The sequence below is a fragment of the Bacteroidota bacterium genome, assembly GCA_017303905.1.
Lineage (GTDB): Bacteria > Bacteroidota > Bacteroidia > B-17B0 > Aurantibacillaceae > JAHEYG01.
On sequence record JAFLBH010000001.1, the window covers coordinates 1,231,429 to 1,251,487 of the forward strand.

The following is a 20,059-nucleotide window of genomic DNA, read 5'->3' on the forward strand; positions in this document are numbered from 1 at the left end:
TTGAAACAAAGAATTGTCATATTAGGTAGCGGCGAAAGCGGAGTAGGGAGCGCCATTCTGGCTAAACAGAAGGGCTATGACGTATTTGTATCCGATAAAGGTCTTATTAAGGATAAATACAAAAAGCCATTGCAGGAAAACGGAATTGCTTTTGAAGAAGGAATGCATACAGAAGATTTAGTTTTAAATGCAACGGAAGTAATTAAAAGTCCCGGTATTCCTGAAAAGGCCGATTTAGTAAAAAAGTTACGTGAGAAAAATATTCCGGTTGTTTCTGAAATAGAATTTGCGGGCCGTTATACCAATGCCAAGAAAATTTGCATCACAGGTAGTAATGGAAAAACCACCACCACCATGCTTACTTACCACATCCTTAAAAAAGCAGGATATAATGTTGGTTTAGGTGGTAATGTGGGAAAAAGTTTCGCCTATCAGGTGGCTACTGAAAACTTCGACTACTACGTATTGGAGTTAAGTAGTTTCCAATTAGACGATATGTACAAGTTTAAGGCCGATGTGGCGGTGTTGTTGAATATCACGCCTGACCATCTCGACCGTTATGATTACAAATTCGAGAATTATGTAAAATCAAAATTCCGGATTACACAAAACCAAACAGAAACTGATGCTTTTGTTTATTGTGATGATGATGCAGTGATGAGTGAGTTTATGAAGCATCACCAAATCAAAGCAGAAAAAGTGCCATTCAGCATCAAGCATAAAATTGAAGGCGATGGCGCTTACTTAAATGAGAACCAAATAACCCTTAATTATAAAAACCAAAACCAAAATCCCTTAATTATGACAATCGAACAATTAGCTCTGCAAGGTAAACACAATGTTTACAATTCAATGGCCGCTTCATTAGCAGCTCGTATCGTAGATGTACGCAAAGAAACCATCCGCGAAAGCTTACAGGATTTCCAAAATGTTGAACATCGTTTGGAATTCGTAGCTTCTATCAATGGTGTTGAGTTCATCAACGATTCAAAAGCTACTAACGTTAACTCGGCATGGTATGCACTTGAAAGTATGCAAAAACCAACTGTTTGGATTTGCGGCGGACAAGACAAAGGAAATGATTACAACGAATTGTTAGACCTTGTAAAGCACAAAGTAAAAGCCATCGTTTGCTTAGGAGTTGACAACAAAAAAATCCTGAAAGCATTTGAAGGCGTAGTGGATACTATCGTTGAAACTAAATCGGCAGCAGAAGCAGTAGCTGCATCTTACAAGTTAGCTAAGAAAGGTGAAGCAGTATTGTTATCGCCGGCATGCGCAAGTTTTGACTTATTTCAAAACTACGAAGACCGCGGTATGCAATTTAAAGCTGCTGTAAGAAGTTTGTAAAAAATTAACCGATCAATTAAATCGTCTTCCTCAAAAAGGGAGACAGGAGGTAATGCGTGAAACTTTTTAATTATTTAAAAGGAGATAAGGTGATATGGGCTATCATGCTCTTGCTATCACTCATTTCCATCTTGGTTGTTTATAGCGCCATTGTTACTTTGGCACATAAATTCAAGCAAGGTAATACCGAGTATTATTTATTTAAACACATGGTGATTATCACCTTGGGATTTGGTTTAACGTATGTGTTTCATAAAATTAAATACACGGTATTCTCAAAAGTCGCGCAAATCGGTTTTATACTTTCCATCCCATTATTATTATATACATTATTGCGCGGTGTAAGCGCAGGCGAGGCAAGCCGCTGGTTAGAAATTCCGGGAATCGGACTTACCTTCCAAACTTCCGATATTGCTAAATTAATGTTGCTAATGTATGTTGCACGCGTATTAACAACAAAGCAAGAAGAGCTAGGCGATTTCAAATCGTTGTTCAAGTATTTATTAATACCAATCGGACTAGTTTGCGCCTTAATATTACCCGCCAACTTTTCTACGGCAGCATTGCTTTTCGTAAACTGTTTGTTTTTAATGTTTGTAGGTCGTGTAAAAATTCGTTTTTTACTTTACATCCTCGGATTTTGTATCGCCTTTGCTTTATTATTGGGCGTTGTGATTTATCAATTTCCAAACGCAATTCCACGCGGAGCTACTTGGAAAGCGCGTATTGAAAATTTTTCTAAAGGCGATTCAAAAAGTAATTATCAATCAGAGCAGGCTAAAATTGCCATTGCAACCGGTGGAGTTATTGGAAAAGGTCCGGGTAACAGTACGCAACGCGCATTTTTGCCGCAAGCCTCTTCGGATTTTATTTATGCAATTATTATAGAAGAGTATGGTTTGTTAATTGGTTTTGTAATGCTCTTTCTCTATATGATATTTTTATTTCGAGGTATTCGCATTATGCGAGATACAGACAAAACATTCGGCGGCTATTTAGCTTCGGGTCTTGCATTCAGTTTAGTCTTTCAAGCTTTAATTAATATGGCGGTGGCTGTTAATTTGTTTCCGGTTACTGGTCAGCCATTACCATTAGTAAGTATGGGTGGTACTTCCATTTGGTTTACTTGTATAGCCATAGGAATTATTTTAAGTGTTAGCAGAAGTAGTGACGATAAAACAACAGAGAACCTTGAAGAAGCTTAAAGTTATATTGAGTGGTGGCGGAACGGGCGGACATATCTTCCCTGCAGTATCTATCGCTAATGAAATAAAAAAATTAGTTCCTGAAGCTGAGATTTTGTTTGTTGGCGCTCTGGGGAAAATGGAAATGGAAAAGGTTCCAGCTGCCGGCTATAAAATTATCGGATTACCCATTGCTGGTATTCAACGTAAATTAACATTAGCCAATCTGAAATTCCCTTTTCTGTTAATTCAAAGTATTTTAAAAGCACGTTCCATAGTAAAAGAATTTAAACCGGATGTGGTGGTAGGAACAGGCGGGTATGCAAGCGGACCGTTATTACGTGCAGCTACTTCAATGGATGTACCGGCTTTAATCCAAGAACAAAATTCATACGCGGGTGTAACGAATAAATGGTTGGCAAAAAAGGCGGCAAAGATTTGTGTGGCATATGATGGCATGGAGAAATTCTTTCCGAAAGAAAAAATTATGCTTACGGGCAATCCGGTTCGTCAGGATATAAAAGATGTTTCACATTTAAGAGAAGAAGGACAAAAGTTTTTCGGATTAAATCCTGCTCAAAAAACTTTATTGGTGATTGGTGGAAGTTTGGGAGCGAAGGGAATCAACGAAGGAATAGGCGAAGGCTTACAGGTTTTAGCTGATAATAACATTCAGCTAATTTGGCAGACAGGAAAAGTATATTTCGAAAAGGCCAAACAACAAGCAAGTCCATTCCAATCCAAAAATATTAAAGCGGTAGATTTTATTTCGCGAATGGATTTAGCCTACGCGATTGCCGATGCTGTTGTTTCACGTGCAGGTGCAGGTGCGGTTTCAGAATTGTGTATCGTGAAAAAGGCTTCTATTTTAGTTCCGCTTCCAACCGCAGCTGAGGACCATCAAACGCAAAATGCCATGGCATTAGTGAATAAGAAAGCGGCAATTTTAGTGAAGGACACAGAGTGTAAAGAAAAGTTAGTGAAAGAAGCGGTAGCCTTAATTAATAATGAATCATTGAAGAGCGAATTAGAAAATAACATGGCGCCATTAGCTTATCATAATTCGGCTAATGTAATTGCCAAGGAAGTTTTAAAGCTGGCAAAGTACAACTTGTAAAATCTATTCTCTGAATTACGAACGTAATACGAATGAAGATACTCGATTATAAATTATATTATTTCTTAGGTGTAGGCGGAATAGGCATGAGCGCATTGGCCCGTTTCTTTAATCATTATGGTAAGAATGTTCAGGGGTATGATAAAACTCAAACTGTACTTACCAAGGAATTAGAAGGGGAAAATATAAAGTGCCACTATAATGAAGATGTTGAACTGCTTAAATCCATTCTCTCCGGATTTAAACCCGAGGAGGTTTTAATTGTGTATACGCCGGCCGTTCCAAAAAATCATGCTGAGTATGTTTATTTGGAAAGTAACGGATTTAACATTAAAAAGCGTTCGCAGGTTCTAGGTGAAATAACACAATCATTCAAAACCATTGCGATTGCCGGAACGCATGGCAAAACAACTACAACTACCTTGGTTACTCATCTCTTAAAAACAGCGGGCATTAATTGCTACTCATTTATGGGTGGAATTTCAAAAAATTACGGAACCAATTTGCTTTTAGGAAACCCGAGCGATGCCAACGCTTACGTGGTGGTGGAGGCCGATGAATACGACCGTTCTTTCCTGACACTTAGTCCGCACATTGCCGTTATTACCAGTGTAGACGCGGATCATTTGGATATTTACGGCGATAAAAACAGCGTACTGGAAGGCTATTTTCTCTTCTCAAAACAGGTTAAATCCGATGGGTGTTTGATTGTTAAAAAGAATGTTGATAACGAATTGAAGCTCACCAATAAGAGGCTTATCTACTCGCTAAATTTAAATACGGAATATTGTGCTGAATCGGTGCAGGTTAAAGACGGCGCCTTTCATTACGATATTGTAAGTCCGGTTGAGAAAATTACTGATGTGGTAATTGGCTTACCCGGTTTACACAATGTAGAGAATTCCATAGCTGCAGTTACCATAGCACAACAGTTAGGAATAAAAGGCGAAACTATAAAACAAGCATTACGTTCTTTTCAAGGTGTTAAACGCAGGTTCGATTACAGAGTGAAATCAGAAAATGTAATTTACATTGACGATTATGCACATCATCCGGAAGAGTTGAAAGCATCCATTGGAGCAGCCAAACAACTTTATCCCGATAAAAAAATCACCGGCATATTTCAACCACACTTATTTACACGCACCCGCGATTTTGCGGATGATTTTGCAAAAAGTTTGGACATGCTGGATGAGTGCATACTGCTTGAAATTTATCCGGCACGCGAATTACCGATTGAGGGTGTCAACTCACAAATGTTGTTAGACAAAATGAAATCGTCGAATAAGCATTTGGTACAAAAAGAAAATGTTCTGGAATTTTTGAAAAATAAAAATACAGAAGTGTTAATGACGATGGGAGCAGGGGATATCGATAAACTGGTTACACCAATTGAAGAGTTGCTAAAGCAACGTATAAAGTGAAAGTAAACTATAAAAAAATATTAATTACAGTTCTTTGGATTATTGCATTATCGGGCTTAATGGCTTCGCTGGCTTTTGTTAGCAAAAAGGAAACCAAAATTGTTGCAAAACAATTGGAGATTAATGTTAACCAAACCGGTGAAAATGATTTTGTGGATGAAGATGATATTAAGCGTTATTTTGAAGAGCGCAACGATGTTATTCTGAATGCTGAATTAAAAAACATCGATATCAATTCACTCGAAAAAGCATTAAATGCACATCCCGCCATCGAAAACGCTGACTTAAGTGTTTCGGTGAATGGTGATGTAAAAATTGATGTGCTTCAACGCACCCCACTTGTTAGAGTGATTACCATGAGTGGAGAAAGTTACTACATCGATTCACAAAGTAAACTAATGCCATTGAGCGACAAATTCACAGCAAGAGTACTGGTTGTAAACGGACATATTTACGAGCCTTTTATTCGCCGCAACATGTATTCAGTGAAGGAAATCGCTAAAAACGAAATTTTTAGCGAAGTAAGTATGTTGGATGATATTTATGAAATGGCAACTTACATCACTAACGACTCAATTCTTAATCCCTTGATTCAGCAATTGAGTATAAATGAGGAGCGTGAATTTGAAATGTATCCTTCAGTAGGCGGACACAAAATAATTTTTGGAGAAGCAAAAGATATTGCTGAAAAATTTGAAAAACTGAAATTGTTTTACAACGAAGGCTTAAACAAAACCGATAATTGGAATAAATACGCTATAGTAAATTTAAAATATAAAAACCAGGTGGTTTGCACCAAAAAGTAAAATTTATGGAAAACGCAGTTAACTCAAGCAATCAAAACCAGGGATCTGATTTAGTGGTTGGATTGGATATTGGTACAACTAAAATTGCTGCAATTGTAGGCCGTAAAAATGAATTCGGCAAAGTAGAAATTCTAGGCATTGGTAAGGCTGAATCATTAGGCGTTACTCGTGGCGTTGTTGTTAATATTGAGCAAACTGTAGCTTCTATTAAAGCTGCTGTTGCCATTGCTGCAGATAAAGCAAACGTTGATATTGGCGAAGTAATCGTAGGTATTGCCGGGCAACACATTAAGAGTGTTCAACACCGTGGAATGATTACACGTCAGTCTTTAGATGATGAAGTTAATCAAAAGGATGTAGATACTTTGATCGATAACATGCACCGTTTAGTAATGAGTCCGGGTGAAGAAATTATCCATGTGATTCCTCAGGAGTATATCATCGACAGCGAAATCGGAATTAAAAACCCAATCGGACATGCAGGTATTCGTCTGGAAGGAAATTTCCATATCATTACCGGACAAGTTTCTGCGGTTAAAAATATTTTTAAATGCGTTAACAGAGCAGGATTAGAAACAGTGGATTTACACTTAGAGCCATTAGCAAGTGCTGATGCGGTTTTAAGTGATGAAGAAAAAGAAGCCGGTGTTGTTTTAGTTGACATTGGTGGTGGAACAACCGATGTGGCTATTTTCTATGATGGCATTATTCGTCATACTGCTGTAATTCCTTTCGGAGGTAATATTATTACAGATGATATTAAAGAAGGTTGCAGTATTATTAAAACACAAGCGGAGCAATTAAAAATCAGATTTGGTTCTGCGTTAGCGCAGGAAAATCAGGAAAATGAAATTATTTCTATTCCTGGTTTACGCGGTCGTCCGCACAAAGAAATTTCAGTGAAATTCTTAGCGCAGATTATTCAGGCGCGTATGGAAGAAATTTTAGAGTTCGTTTTATTTGAAATTAAAAACTCAGGTTACGAGCGTAAATTATCAGCAGGAATTGTAGTAACCGGTGGTGGTTCTATGTTAAAGCACTTACCTCAATTAGTGATGTTAACGACAGGAATGGATTGCCGCATTGGAACACCAAACGAACATTTAGCAGCTGCTGATGATGAATTAAAAAATCCATTATATGCAACCGGTGTTGGTTTAGTAATGAAGGGTATTGAGAAATACGAGCGCGAAGCGAAGCGAGGAAACAATACCATGAAAGTGGCTGAAGTAACACAAGAAGAAAAAAAGAAGGAAGAAAAGAAAGTGGTCGATCATTCCAAGAAAAAAGCAGGAACATTCTTTGATACTTTAATTACCAGAGCCAAAGATTGGATGAGCGACGATATTGAATAATGATGAATGTTAAGTGTTGAGTTTTTAATAGATGAAACACTAAATATTAAAAACTAATAACTAAAAACTAATAACTAATAAATATACCAACATGATGCAATTTGAATTACCAAAAGACGAACACTCAATTATCAAAGTAATTGGTGTAGGTGGAGGCGGAAGTAACGCCGTTAACCATATGTACCGCTTAGGTATTAAAGGAGTAGATTTTATCATTTGTAATACGGATCACCAGGCTTTGGAAAAAAGTCCGGTTCCTCATAAAATTCAGTTAGGTTCACACTTAACAAAAGGATTAGGCGCAGGCTCAATTCCTGAAGTAGGTCGTGAAGCGGCTATTGAATCAGTAGAAGAGATTCGCAAATATTTAGAAGATAACACGCAAATGGTGTTCATCACTGCCGGTTTAGGTGGTGGTACGGGTACCGGTGCGGCGCCTGTGATTGCTTCAGTGGCGAGAGAATTAGGTATTTTAACTGTTGGTATAGTTACTATTCCTTTCGCCTTTGAAGGTAAGAAACGTCGTGCTCAAGCCGAGCAAGGTTTGGAAGAAATGAAAAAGTATGTAGATACTTTATTAGTTATTGGTAATGATAAATTGCGTGAAATATACGGCAACTTAAAAATGAGTGAAGCTTTTGCTCATGCCGATGATGTATTAACCGGTGCTGCAAAAAGTATCGCTGAAATCATCAGCTTACACATGCATATCAACGTTGACTTCAACGATGTGAAAACAGTAATGAAAGACAGTGGTGTGGCTATCATGGGTTCTGCGATAGCGAGCGGAGAACGGCGTGCATTGCGTGCCGTAGAAGAATCATTAAATTCACCATTATTAAATGATAATGATATCCGCGGCGCACGTCATGTGTTATTAAATATCATGAGTGGTTCTGATGATATCGATATGGATGAATTTGGAGAAATCACTGACTTCATTCAGGAAGCTGCTGGTGGTACAGCAGAATTAATTACAGGTTATGGTACTGATCCTTCATTAGGTGATAGCGTATCGGTAACAATTATCGCAACCGGATTTAATACAAAATCATTTGGTTATGAGCCGCCGATTTTAAATAAAGACCGTAAGGTGGTAAGTTTAGATCAGCCGGAAGTGAAGCCGGTTGCAGAAGTAAAGCAAACCAGTATTGTTGACGAAGTTCAAAAAGCTGAACCGTTTGTGTATACTAAAACAGAAGAGAAAGTAGAAGAGCCGGTTGTTGTGAATGTAGTGCCAACTGTAATTGAAACAAAGCAGGAGGAAATTACCTATACCGTTAATACAACCGAAACTACTATTGAAAGCAAAACAGAAGAAACAGTTTCTGAAAGTACAACTACTACTGAATTTACTTTCCATACAGTAAATAGCGAAACAACGGATACAACTTCTGAAGAAAGTCATACTGAAACAGTTTCTCGTGAAGAGCAAATTCGTTTAGCGCAAGAGCGTATACGCAAGCTGAAAGAAATTACCTTAAAGATGAAAAGCCCGGATGGTTTAGCGCAATTAGAAAAAGAGACAGCCTTTGCGCGTAAGAACATCCAATTGGAGAACAAAACGCCGTCATCTGAATCACAAGTATCTCGTTTCACTTTATCAGAAGGTGACGACAAAAAAATCGAGATTCGTCCGAATAACTCTTTTCTGCATGATAATGTGGATTAATTAAACAAGTCCTAAGATAAAAAGCCGCTTCCTGTAAGAAGCGGCTTTTTTTGTAGGAAAGATGGGAGGAAAGTTATATATCTACGGTAGACTATGAATTTGCTTTCGGAAAAAGCTGAAAATGTTGTATATTATAGTAATTATATATTGGAATATGGGTTCGATTCCCGTACGGGCTACTACTGTAAGGTGATGTTAGATTAGGTGTTTTTACGTATTGCCTCTCTCGTTTATTTTGCTTTATTTTACTTACAAATTTACCTCTATGAAAAAAACCTCGTTACTTTTCATTTTAGGACTAACCTTTTTTGGGTTCGCCTGCGATTCTTCAGAAACCACAAATGAAGTATCTGTTAACACAATAAATACCACAACGAATAATACAACCGAAGACAGTGATTCTTCTGAGTCAGAAAGTAAAGAAGAAAAACTAGCCAAACTAGCATTGAGTACAACCACAAACGCTATAGATGCTTGGCAAAAAAAAGACAGTATAAGAGATTCTAAAGAACCTCATATCTGGGTTTATCAAATTGGAGATTCATATGATGACGATGACCTAGCTGCAAAAGCATTCGATAAACTTAAAGAAGCAGAAGTAGATGTTTATGTATTCCGAAGAAAAAGAAAAGAGTACTATTTAATAAAAGGAATTGGAGAGACTGAAAGGAAAATATTAGACGACTCACTTAGTAATGTTCAAAAAAGGGTACATGCTCGAATTCAAATCATAGATTTATCAAAGGAATGCAGAAAATTGCCCACTAACACTGACGCAATAAAATACAAAATAGACGGTGAGAAAAAATACGCAGATTGCAAGAAATGCGAATAAACTTAGGCTAGTTTTTAATGTGCAATTCCCTACATATCGAATCTCCCGCTAAGTGGCTATTCAAACGAAATAATTTTCTTTTCTGTTTTACAATTCTATTATTTTTCATATTAAATAATGTTATTGTAAACGTCATTAATAATTTATTTTTTAAAACAATAGGTTACGTTTATCCAACTACATTTAAGGATTTTTTGTTTATAACAATTTTCTTGGCGATTATAAGTTATTACAGATTAAAAAAGTGGGAATACATTCCTTCCGGAACGATTACCTCGCTACTTCTATTATATCTGCTGTTTTACTCGTACTATCGCCTTTACAATCATGTATGGGAGTTCACTCCGTTTGTTTATCTTCCTAAAGCTAAATATCTTGACGTAATTGCATTGATTCCGATTTGTAATTGCTTCATTTGGGTCGCGCATTGGGTCAAGTGTGAGAAAAAAACTGATAAGTCAAAAAATTCACTATTTGATGATAGCCCAATTGAGCAAGAGAATAATGATCTATTAGGGTATAACAAATATGCCATCTCGTTGGCCTCAAAAATTGAAGCCAGTACATTTGATAAATCATTTGCAATTGGAATTAATGGTTACTGGGGTATTGGAAAAACTTCTTTTATCAATTTACTTAGAAAAAATTTAAAAACTGAAGATAAAGTATTCGTAGAGTTTAATCCATGGGACTGCAAAACACCAGATGCAATAATTCAAGATTTTTTTGAAACATTTCAAGAATCTATCCGCCCTTATCACTCGTCCCTAGCAAGACAATTACTTAAGTACTCAAGTCGATTAGTAAAATCTCAAGAGAATTCAATAACGAATACTCTCCATATTGCAACTTCTGCTCTTAACGGTATTGATTCCATTGAAAGTTTATACAAAAAAATAAATGAAGCCTTAAAACAGATTAACAAAAAAGTAATAGTAATTATTGATGATCTTGATCGCTTAGATTTTAAAGAAATAACCGAAGTACTAAAACTTATTAGAAATACGGCCAATTTTTACAATACTTTCTTTATTGTTGCCTATGACCGTAATTATGTTGTGAACTCTTTGAAAGGTTTAGAAATTCATAAGCCTCAACACTTTCTTGAAAAAATTTTCCAAATAGAAGTTACACTTCCTCAATTTGACAAAATTATATTTAGAAGAAAGTTAGTGGATTTAATCAAACCACATATTCGAGACGAGTTCCATAAATCAGTTGAAGAAAGTATTGTAGGTACAGCAATTACGAAACCAGCTTATTTAGATAAATGGCTAACAAGTATGAGAGATGTGACCCGTTTGGCTAATTCGTTGGTGATTAATTATGGGAAACTACAAGGCGAAGTTGAATTTGATGAGTTTTTACGCCTTGAAATTCTTCATCTCAATTATCCAACCATTTACGAAGCTTTATTCCGAAGAAAAGATGAAATGCTTGACACTAAGGATAAAAGTCAGAAGAGAACTTATGTACTTCGAAAAATAAATGAACAAAACAAACCTACTCAATACGCAATAGAATCCTTTCTAAGTAATGAATGTGACGAAGACGGTGTTAACAAATGCGAAATACAAGATGTATTATCATTGATAAAAGGCTTGTTCCCTGATGATAATTACGCTTGGAGTTCGAGCACAGATTTCTTGTCCGTAGTTTATCCTAGCAATTTTTCAAGGTATTTTAATTTTGAGCTTCTTAAAGAGGATTTGTCTGAGGTTGATTTTAGTAAAGCAAGAAAATCTAGTTACTCAATATTTAAGAATAAAATTGACGAATGGGTTGAACAAGGACTGGAGTATTTAATTAGAGAACGCTTTGCAAACATAAGTGAATTTGATGATAAAGAAGATTTTGAAAAAATCATTTCCTTGATTCTCTATTTTGCTCGTAAGGAAACGAAAAAGGATAAATCTTACTCGACTTTAATTGGTTATGACTCTAATGATTTGCAAAGTAAGCTAGGTCAATCGTCACAAAAAAAATACTATAATTATACGGACGGGGGTAAAGATTTCAAAAAATTTGTTCTTCACCAATTCTTAAAAAACCCACCGTATGAAATTGAAGCGGCTATTATTAACGACTGGTTATCACATTGGCCCGATGACTTTGTACTTCCGTTCGATTACGGTGAACGTTTAGTGTGTTATTATTTCGCGCGACATATTAGAAAAATGGAAAAAATGGATAGATCCTTTTGGTATTTTTTCCATTGCTGCAAATACACCAAATGGGTTCCAAGAGACAATTCGGGTACCCGCGATGGTTATAAAACAGTATTTGATAAAGCCAAGGAAATTGTAAAGGAATTTGTTTTAACTAAAGACTTAGAAGGTTTTTTAGTTGCAATTATTGAACATAATTGGCGTGGTGATGATGATAATAGTCAATTTGCAGTAAGCGATACGGTGAGGCAAGTTTGGGATTCTTGGCAATCATTTAAAGATTTTATTTATTCTCTAAATATTACTTCTGAAAAACTAGATGAATTCAAAACATTCTTTGAAAAATTTGAGAAAACACAATTTAAGAAATATGTCGAATTTGACTTTAAAACTATTCCGGTTAGAAAGCGTGGCTAATTGCTTTAGCAAGGCAATGTAAATTCCTTTCCCTGGATATTTCTACGTTACGTCAGCTAAAGAAGGTGGACGCGCTGGGATTCGAACTCGCTTTCAACTCTTTTATACAAGCTATTTTCACTCTCTCCTTTTATCAAATATACATAATCCTCCGCTTTTTCTGAATGGAGTTCTGCGGTATACCGTAGATTTTTAGTATCGGTATACCGCGCTCTCATACAAGCTGGCTCGTCTCTAAAAAAGCCCACCGGGCTTTTTCTTAACGCTCGGCCCTGCTACACCGTAGATTTTTACATAGGTATACAGTGTTCATGCCCTTACCGGCTTACGTTTACGGTGTATGATTGTTTTTTTAGCAGTTGCGGCTTTTAATTTATAAGGTCGGTTAAAGGCTTCTTGTTTTAGTTTAAAATGTAAAGCAAGTATACGTATGCTTTCTTTTGATAAACCTTTTTTATAACTGAGCATATCCGAAACCAAACCTTCACTTACCTCTAAAAGATTGGCCAATTGATAAGCTTTCATTTTATGATCTTTCATTAAAGATTTTAAAAGCTCAACAGGATTTAACTCTGTAAAATCGGAGTGTTCATCATCCCATTTTTTTATCAATAAGTTAAGCAAGGCTATTTCTTCCTTAATTTGTTTGTTTTTTTGAGAAGTAAAAACTAATTCTTCCAAAACTTTACAATAGTTGAAGTACTGCTTCTCAGAGGTAATGATTTTATATTTCAGTGTTTCCATAAACTGTTTTTAATATATACTTACTGTGTATTGTTCGTTTCTCGCACAAATCGCGTCGTACTGCGCATGTGTGCCAATCCATAAAACAAATATATGCACTTCATTTTCACCGAACGCGTACTTACATATCATGCGATAATTGTTTCCTCCGATATCAAATACAACGCGGTGAGAGTTTTTACCCAAAAAGTCTGCCGTATTAAAAGTGCTCTTTATATCACCGGGTTTTTCCCAGTTTGCTACTTTTACCTTGCTCAGCCAATCTTCCAAAGAGTTTTTGCTGTTCGGATACCTAAGCGAGTAATTTTTTATGGTTTGCTTTTTTATAAGGTTTATTCTCATACAAGTATACGGTTAAAAAAATAAAAAGTTCACAAAAAGTGAAGATTTATTTGTAAAATTTTAGAAAGGTTAAAACTAAATAGGATAAATAAAAGGTCTTGCTATGGTTTATAGCATTTGTACAGATTGAACTTATTGTACAGTGTTAAGTTTAGACTCACCCCCAACCCCTCTCTACAGGTAGAGAGGAGGGAAGAGGCAGGCAGAGGTGTAATAATTAATTTAGGTTTTTGTACTCCCCCCTCTCTGTTTACAGAGAGGGGCAGGGGTGAGTCCCACGAAAAATCTTGCACTTTCTCGAACTCAAAACCCATGTACAATAAGTTCAATTTTCCTAAAAGCTATAATCTGTAGCAATACCGGTATCATTGGCGTTCTAACTTTGCCGTTCTATTAAACGAGTATGAAAAGAGTTAAATTTAATGAAGTTTACAAAAATGTAAACTTTTATAATTATATTTACGTATAAATATGAAGGTAGAGTTTAAAACAGAGTACCTTTCATATTTGTATAGGACTCCCATAGATGAAATTAAAGGCAAACATGTATTTTCGAGAGAAATAATAAAACAATACAAGAAGAAAATTCAGTTAATGATTGTTGTTAACAATGTAACACAATTGAAACAGTTCAGAGGATTAAACTTTGAATATTTAAAAGGTACAAGGAATGGGGAGTGCTCCATTCGGTTAAACAACCAGTATCGTTTACTGTTTGAACAAAAAAATGATAAAGAAATTTCTATTGTACTGATAAAGGAAATATCAAAGCATTATGAATAAAAAAATAGCCAATAACCTGATGCCCGGTGATATTTTTCATCCGGGAGAATTTATAAAGGATGAGCTTGAGTCACGTGGTTTAAGTCAACAGCAATTAGCTGATAAAATGAAAGTGAGTAAAACTGAAATTAGTCTCGTTGTGCACGGTCATCGCGGTATTAATATTAAACTCGCTGTTTTATTGGAGAAAGCTTTAGGTATTGATGCGGAACTCTGGATGAATCTCCAAGTAAAATATGATATTGATAAGCTGAAACATAAAATACAAAAATCTATTAATAAATCTAAATTACCTTCATCAAAAAAAGCCGGACTCAAACGTTTGGTGCGAGCAGCTTAAAATTAATAGGCATTTTAGGTTTTTGTACTCCCCCCTCTCTGTTTACAGAGAGGGGCCGGGGGTGAGTCCATATAAAAACAGGCCCGGGGGTGAGTCATAATATTCCCAAAATTCCTTTAACTTAGCTTAAAATTTACAATCATGTCATTTGAAGATAAAATAAACGGCGATATCAAAACCGCCATGCTGGCTAAGGATAGCAAAAAACTGGAAGTTTTAAGAGCTATTAAAAACGTGGTTATTATATTAAAAACATCACCTGAAGGAATTTCTGATGATGCTATAATGAAATCTATACAGAAAGAGGTTAAGAAGCGTAAAGAGTCGGCAGATATATTTAAACAACAAAACCGTGCTGATTTGGCTGAGGTGGAATTATATCAGGCATCCGTTATGGAAGAGTACTTGCCTAAACAAATGGGTGAAGATGAGATTAAGGCAGAGTTAGTAAAGATAATTGCACAGGTTGGCGCTTCTTCTGCGGCCGACATGGGTAAGGTGATGGGTGCAGCATCAAAAGCTTTTGCCGGCAAAGCGGATAACAAAATTGTTTCTCAGTTAGTAAAGGATCTTTTAGCAAAATAAACTCGGACACTTCGACGAGCTCAATGACCGAGCGGTATCGGTCGCCGAGCTTGTCGAGGCGCCGATTCATCTATCTAACATTTGAAAAAACTCATCATATTCTTTTTCTTTATTATAACTGCGGCACAAGCGCAGGTTAAAGAAACAGAGTATGTTTTAGAAAAGCCGCACGATTACGATAAAGATCCGGCTCGTACGGCTACGTATTTTGAAATAGGCGGTAACGGCAGTTTATACTCCATAAATTTCGATGAAATATTTTTGTATCGTGAGGAATTTAAAGTAGCCGGACGATTAGGATTCGCTATTTTTCCCAATGGTTATCACATTGAGCAAGCTTACGTTTTTGAAAACAATTATATTTTATTTCGTAATCCCCATCATTTAGAGTTAGGTCCCGGAATAACTCTTCAACGAAAATATCAGGCTTCCTGCCGAGACAGTACAAATTTTATTTGGGAAAGTCTTTGGTATGGTATGTTACGAGTTGGTTACAGATACCAAAAACAAGAAGACGGTTTTTTCTTCCGCGCCGGATTGTTAGGTATTCCTTATAAGAAAGATGATTGTGGTACGGAATTCCCGCCAAAAAATAAATTCTGGTTCGGAATTTCAGTTGGTATCAGTTACTAATTACATACCCGGTGGTAAATCTGCAGGTGGTTTGCCTGAATTCACGGTATTCATTGTAGAATCAGTATTCCCACTCAGAAAGTTCTTTTTCTTCTCGCAGCGTCTTACACTTTCCATCGCAATGTCCAATGTTTTGTTGTCGTAAGTTTGTGTAATTACGTTTCTATAATACTGAATAGCTTTATCAAAATCGCCCTGAGCTTCATACATAATAGCCCATTCGTTATTAATGGTGGCTTTATTAATGCCCGGAACATTTTCTGCTTTTGTCAGTAAATCTTTTAGTTCATCAAGTTTTTTAAGCGTAGAAAAAAGAATGGCAGCGTTATAATAAACCGCACTGTATTCAGGATTTGTTTTCAAGCAAATTTTATAATGCTCTTCTGCCTTCGCGTAATCGCGAATTTTTGTTTCGTAAATGTATCCTAAATGATTGTGTGCTTTCCCAAATAAAGGATCATCCGCTAAAATCTCATTCAATACATCAATAGCATCGTTGATTTTTCCGTCTTTAATTAAAAGATCGGCATTATCCAATAATTCTTCGTTCTTAAAGTTCATTTTAATTCTGTGTATCACCCCAGCCGGTGTATGTTTTGTTTTGTACTTTTAATTCTACTTTGCGATTGTGTGTATCACCTTTCGCGTCGTCGGTGCATTTTTCGTCTTTAATTTTTAGAGTTAATTTACTACCATCGTTTTCAGCTTCGTATTCAAATCCTCCTGCATCAGCAGCTTTATAAAAATCATCGCTAATCCACAAACTATCCTTGCCATAGTTCAATAACACTTTCATGTGTCCCGAATAAATTTCCATGTACCAACCCGGCTCTGTTCCAAATGCTTTGAATAATAACTTTGATTCTCCCTCTTTGGCTAATTGTTCCACAATAGCCATTTCCTTTTTTACATCAGCTATTTCATTAGCGATATCGGTTGAATCGGGCTCCATCTGAGCGTCGAGTTTCTCAATTTGTTCGCAGCTCACTAAGCCGAAAACCAATAGTGCTAAAAATAGTTTTTTCATTTATAGATTTTATTTGCGTTTAATTACTTTTTTGGCAGCTTCAATTATATTATCTGTTTCCAAACCGTATTTCTTCATTAACTCATCCGGTGTTCCGCTCTCACCAAAACTATCATTCACTGCAACAAATTCTTGAGGTGTTGGTGATTTGCGAGATAATAACTGAGCAACACTGTCACCTAATCCGCCATTCATCTGATGTTCTTCAGCAGTTACAACGCATTTAGTTTTAGCGATGGATTTTAAAATAGCATCTTCATCCAATGGTTTAATCGTGTGAATATTGATCACTTCCGCGCTTATTCCTGCTTCCGCTAATTTAGCTTCGGCTTCAATGGCTTTCCAAACTAAATGTCCGGTAGCAATGATGGTTACATCTTTTCCTTCAGTTAATACAACAGCTTTTCCAATTTCAAACTTTTGATCAGGTGCAGTAAAGTTTGGTACTGCAGGGCGACCAAAACGTAAATAAACCGGACCATGATGTTTAGCAACAGCAATGGTAGCGGCCTTTGTTTGATTAAAATCACAGGTGTTAATGACAGTCATGTTTGGTAACATTTTCATTAAACCAATATCTTCTAAGATTTGATGCGTTGCGCCATCTTCGCCCAATGTTAATCCGGCGTGCGAAGCGCAAATCTTCACGTTCTTATCAGAGTAAGCAACACTCTGACGAATTTGATCATACACACGACCTGTGCTGAAATTTGCAAAAGTTCCTGTAAACGGAATTTTTCCGCCAATGGTTAAACCGGCTGCCATACCAATCATATTCGCTTCAGCAATTCCCACCTGAAAAAATCTGTCAGGAAATTCTTTAGCGAAAGCATCCATTTTTAATGATTCAGTTAAGTCGGCACACAATGCCACTACATTGGCATCTTGTTTTCCGATTTCTAGTAATCCCGCTCCAAATCCTGAGCGTGTGTCTTTCTTTTCTGTAAAACTATATTTTGTCATAATAAATTAATTCAATCGTATGTTGGTTGTTTGTCCTGATGTAACTGTAAATTTTTTCTCTTGTGTTTTAATTGTTTCTTTGGTGTTTTCTCCTCTGAATTCCAACTTATAATTACCGGGTTGAAGATAAATAATTTCACTTTGAATATTGCTATTTAAATTACATACCCAGGTTACTTGTTTGCCGTCGTCGAGATAAATGCTGCCATAACCAAGTGTACCGCGGCTCACGTATACATTACCGGAAGCTGGAATTTTAATAGAGTTGGTGGTGCTTTGTTTTATTTCCACATCATTTAATTTGATACGCGGCAGGGTTAAAATTTCAAGATCGTATTTACCTACAATGTATTTTTCACTTTTTCCGAATTCATGAACGTTTAACGTTTTCATATTTCCTGCTTGTCGAACAATGGTGGTTGGAAAGTATTTCGATAAGGTTCCTTCAATCTCCAATTTTAAAAAACCTTGTGGTGCGTCAACAGGAATTACATTGTGTTTTCCTTTTATGATAGTTATGTTTTTCTTTTCTACCGGAGGGATGGTATGAACCGTTAGGTTATATTTCAAATCGGGATCCAAAACAAGAGTATCCGGATTACCACGGTGATTGATAGTGTGCAAATAGTTGTATTTTATTTGTCCGTTTGATGCATCGTAAAACGTCATATTCACGTCCGTTTCGGTTGGCTTTTTGGTAATATCCAGTAAATCTACCTGCACTGTTGTTTGAGAAATGGCCTCGGTTAAAACCAGTTTTAATACATCGCCAAAATTAGCTTCGTTACTCACATCATAAAATTTACCCATGCAACCAAACACGTCAGCAAACTTTACATCCAATCCAATCCCAATCACAAAAGGACGAAGAAAAATTCCTTTTTTCTGTAATTCCATGGAGACCTTACACGGATTTCCTTCACATTCTTCAATGCCATCGGTAATTAAAATAACAATGTTGCGACAATTAGAGCAAGGTGTGAAATCAGCAATTGATTCTCCCAAAGAAAGCGCAATAGGTGTTGTACCCATCGGTTCCAATTTCTTAATACGTTGCTTTATTTTTTCAGAATTGGTAGTAGCAGAAGCAAAAGGAACTTCGAGCTTGGTATCCTTACAGTTTTTCTCTTTAAAAAAAGTAGTATGTCCGTAACAGCGAAGCGCTAATTCTAAATTTGGAATGGATTTTAGGCTGTCAAGGAATTCAGCCATTACTTTTTTCGCTACTTCAATTTTGATGTTGCTGTTCCATGGCGCATACATGCTATATGAGTCATCGAAAATAAAAAGAATGCGATTGGTTGGTTGAGCGAAAAATGAGAAGAAGAAAAATGCAAAAACAAAACTTAAAATTTTAGACTTTTTGAAATTCATACTTTTTGAAACTAGTCCAAAAAACATGCCTTTCATTTCTAAAATCCTACAGTTCATTCATTCAAAAATTAATAATCGCCTAAGGTTTCTTCTAATTGTCCGAGAGCAGCTTTTAATTGATCGTCATTAGGAGCTTTGCCATGCCATTTGTGAGTGCCCATCATGTAATCAACGCCGAAACCCATTTCGGTGCGCATTAAGATAATAACGGGTTTTCCTTTGCCAAGATACGTTTGTGCATTCTTAATTCCTGAAATCACTTGTTCCATATCATTGCCATTTGCAATTTCTAAGGTGGTCCAACCGAAAGCTTCAAATTTAGCTTTCAAATTTCCTAATGAAAGTACATTATCTACATCACCATCAATCTGGCGACCATTATAATCTACAGTAGCAATGTAATTGTCGATTTTGTTAGCGGCTGCATATAAAGCAGCTTCCCAAATCTGTCCTTCTTGTAATTCGCCATCACCGTGTAAGCTATACACAACCGAATTATCTTTGTTTAATTTTTTACTCAAAGCTGCACCAACAGCAACACTCATTCCTTGTCCGAGTGAACCACTTGCAATACGCACGCCCGGTAAATTTTCATGTGTTGTAGGATGTCCTTGTAAACGTGTATTTAATTTTCTGAATGTTTTTAATTCTGAAACAGGAAAATAACCTGCACGAGAGAGAACACTATAGTAAACAGGAGAAATATGACCGTTACTCAGGAAAAACAAATCTTCACCTTTACCATCGATTGTAAAGTTTTTCGGATTATGTTTTAAAATATCATTGTATAGAGCTACAAAAAACTCAACGCAGCCGAGAGAACCGCCTGGATGCCCTGAATTTACAGCATGCACCATACGTACGATGTCTCTTCTTACTTGTGAACTTAATTTTTTTAATTCGGAAATATTGGCCATAATAAGCAATTTGGGCAAAAATA

Annotated in this window: 20 protein-coding genes; 13 read left to right on the forward strand and 7 right to left on the reverse strand. The window is 36.3% G+C overall.

Annotated elements, in window-relative coordinates:
• The 9 genes from murD to J0L69_05220 all read left to right on the forward strand — a co-directional run bounded on the left by murD (position 1) and on the right by J0L69_05220 (position 12,328).
• Complete coding sequence (gene murD / locus J0L69_05180) at positions 1-1,350, forward strand: UDP-N-acetylmuramoyl-L-alanine--D-glutamate ligase (GenBank protein MBN8692566.1); 1,350 nt, start codon at positions 1-3, stop codon at positions 1,348-1,350.
• A gap of 104 nt (positions 1,351-1,454) precedes the next feature.
• Complete coding sequence (locus J0L69_05185) at positions 1,455-2,555, forward strand: FtsW/RodA/SpoVE family cell cycle protein (protein ID MBN8692567.1); 1,101 nt, start codon at positions 1,455-1,457, stop codon at positions 2,553-2,555.
• A complete protein-coding gene (murG, locus tag J0L69_05190) occupies positions 2,524-3,651 on the forward strand; it encodes an undecaprenyldiphospho-muramoylpentapeptide beta-N-acetylglucosaminyltransferase (GenBank protein ID MBN8692568.1) in 1,128 nt (375 codons plus the stop codon). The genes J0L69_05185 and murG overlap by 32 nt, the downstream gene beginning before the upstream one ends.
• A 32-nt stretch (positions 3,652-3,683) precedes the next feature.
• Positions 3,684-5,075 carry a UDP-N-acetylmuramate--L-alanine ligase gene (locus tag J0L69_05195; GenBank protein ID MBN8692569.1) on the forward strand — a complete coding sequence of 464 codons (1,392 nt, stop codon included), beginning with the start codon at positions 3,684-3,686 and terminating at the stop codon, positions 5,073-5,075.
• Positions 5,072-5,881: a hypothetical protein gene (locus tag J0L69_05200; protein ID MBN8692570.1), complete on the forward strand. Its 810-nt coding sequence runs from the start codon at positions 5,072-5,074 to the stop codon at positions 5,879-5,881. The genes J0L69_05195 and J0L69_05200 overlap by 4 nt, the downstream gene beginning before the upstream one ends.
• A 5-nt stretch (positions 5,882-5,886) precedes the next feature.
• Positions 5,887-7,236 (forward strand): cell division protein FtsA, encoded by a 1,350-nt coding sequence (gene ftsA / locus J0L69_05205; protein MBN8692571.1) that lies wholly within the window; start codon positions 5,887-5,889, stop codon positions 7,234-7,236.
• Between the two features lie 94 nt (positions 7,237-7,330).
• Positions 7,331-8,908 (forward strand): cell division protein FtsZ, encoded by a 1,578-nt coding sequence (ftsZ, locus tag J0L69_05210; GenBank protein ID MBN8692572.1) that lies wholly within the window; start codon positions 7,331-7,333, stop codon positions 8,906-8,908.
• Positions 8,909-9,173: 265 nt separating this feature from the next.
• Positions 9,174-9,743 carry a hypothetical protein gene (locus J0L69_05215; protein MBN8692573.1) on the forward strand — a complete coding sequence of 190 codons (570 nt, stop codon included), beginning with the start codon at positions 9,174-9,176 and terminating at the stop codon, positions 9,741-9,743.
• A 194-nt stretch (positions 9,744-9,937) separates the two neighbouring features.
• Positions 9,938-12,328: a hypothetical protein gene (locus J0L69_05220; protein MBN8692574.1), complete on the forward strand. Its 2,391-nt coding sequence runs from the start codon at positions 9,938-9,940 to the stop codon at positions 12,326-12,328.
• 309 nt (positions 12,329-12,637) lie between these two features.
• Here J0L69_05220 and J0L69_05225 read toward each other — a convergent pair whose 3' ends face one another.
• Both J0L69_05225 and J0L69_05230 read right to left on the reverse strand, forming a co-directional pair.
• Positions 12,638-13,072: a transcriptional regulator gene (locus J0L69_05225; GenBank protein MBN8692575.1), complete on the reverse strand. Its 435-nt coding sequence runs from the start codon at positions 13,070-13,072 to the stop codon at positions 12,638-12,640.
• A 9-nt stretch (positions 13,073-13,081) separates the two neighbouring features.
• The gene (locus J0L69_05230; protein ID MBN8692576.1) at positions 13,082-13,414 is read right to left on the reverse strand and encodes a type II toxin-antitoxin system HigB family toxin; all 333 of its coding nucleotides are present in this window, start codon (positions 13,412-13,414) and stop codon (positions 13,082-13,084) included.
• Between the two features lie 471 nt (positions 13,415-13,885).
• On the opposite strand from J0L69_05230, the gene J0L69_05235 reads away from it, so the two are divergent.
• From J0L69_05235 to J0L69_05250, 4 genes are all read left to right on the forward strand, one after another.
• The gene (locus J0L69_05235; protein ID MBN8692577.1) at positions 13,886-14,197 is read left to right on the forward strand and encodes a type II toxin-antitoxin system RelE/ParE family toxin; all 312 of its coding nucleotides are present in this window, start codon (positions 13,886-13,888) and stop codon (positions 14,195-14,197) included.
• Entirely contained in the window at positions 14,190-14,537 is a 348-nt protein-coding gene (locus J0L69_05240) for a HigA family addiction module antidote protein (GenBank protein ID MBN8692578.1), read from the forward strand. Before J0L69_05235 ends, J0L69_05240 begins: the two co-directional genes overlap by 8 nt.
• A 141-nt stretch (positions 14,538-14,678) precedes the next feature.
• Positions 14,679-15,122 carry a GatB/YqeY domain-containing protein gene (locus J0L69_05245; protein ID MBN8692579.1) on the forward strand — a complete coding sequence of 148 codons (444 nt, stop codon included), beginning with the start codon at positions 14,679-14,681 and terminating at the stop codon, positions 15,120-15,122.
• 81 nt (positions 15,123-15,203) lie between these two features.
• Complete coding sequence (locus J0L69_05250; GenBank protein MBN8692580.1) at positions 15,204-15,755, forward strand: hypothetical protein; 552 nt, start codon at positions 15,204-15,206, stop codon at positions 15,753-15,755.
• On the opposite strand, the gene J0L69_05255 is transcribed toward J0L69_05250, so the two are convergent.
• The 5 genes from J0L69_05255 to J0L69_05275 all read right to left on the reverse strand — a co-directional run bounded on the left by J0L69_05255 (position 15,756) and on the right by J0L69_05275 (position 20,036).
• Positions 15,756-16,316 carry a tetratricopeptide repeat protein gene (locus J0L69_05255; GenBank protein ID MBN8692581.1) on the reverse strand — a complete coding sequence of 187 codons (561 nt, stop codon included), beginning with the start codon at positions 16,314-16,316 and terminating at the stop codon, positions 15,756-15,758.
• A 1-nt stretch (position 16,317) separates the two neighbouring features.
• A complete protein-coding gene (locus J0L69_05260; protein ID MBN8692582.1) occupies positions 16,318-16,782 on the reverse strand; it encodes a hypothetical protein in 465 nt (154 codons plus the stop codon).
• Between the two features lie 9 nt (positions 16,783-16,791).
• A complete protein-coding gene (locus J0L69_05265) occupies positions 16,792-17,745 on the reverse strand; it encodes a transketolase family protein (protein MBN8692583.1) in 954 nt (317 codons plus the stop codon).
• 6 nt (positions 17,746-17,751) lie between these two features.
• Entirely contained in the window at positions 17,752-19,119 is a 1,368-nt protein-coding gene (locus tag J0L69_05270) for a VWA domain-containing protein (GenBank protein MBN8692584.1), read from the reverse strand.
• 68 nt (positions 19,120-19,187) lie between these two features.
• A complete protein-coding gene (locus J0L69_05275; GenBank protein MBN8692585.1) occupies positions 19,188-20,036 on the reverse strand; it encodes a transketolase in 849 nt (282 codons plus the stop codon).
• Positions 20,037-20,059: the final 23 nt, after the last annotated feature.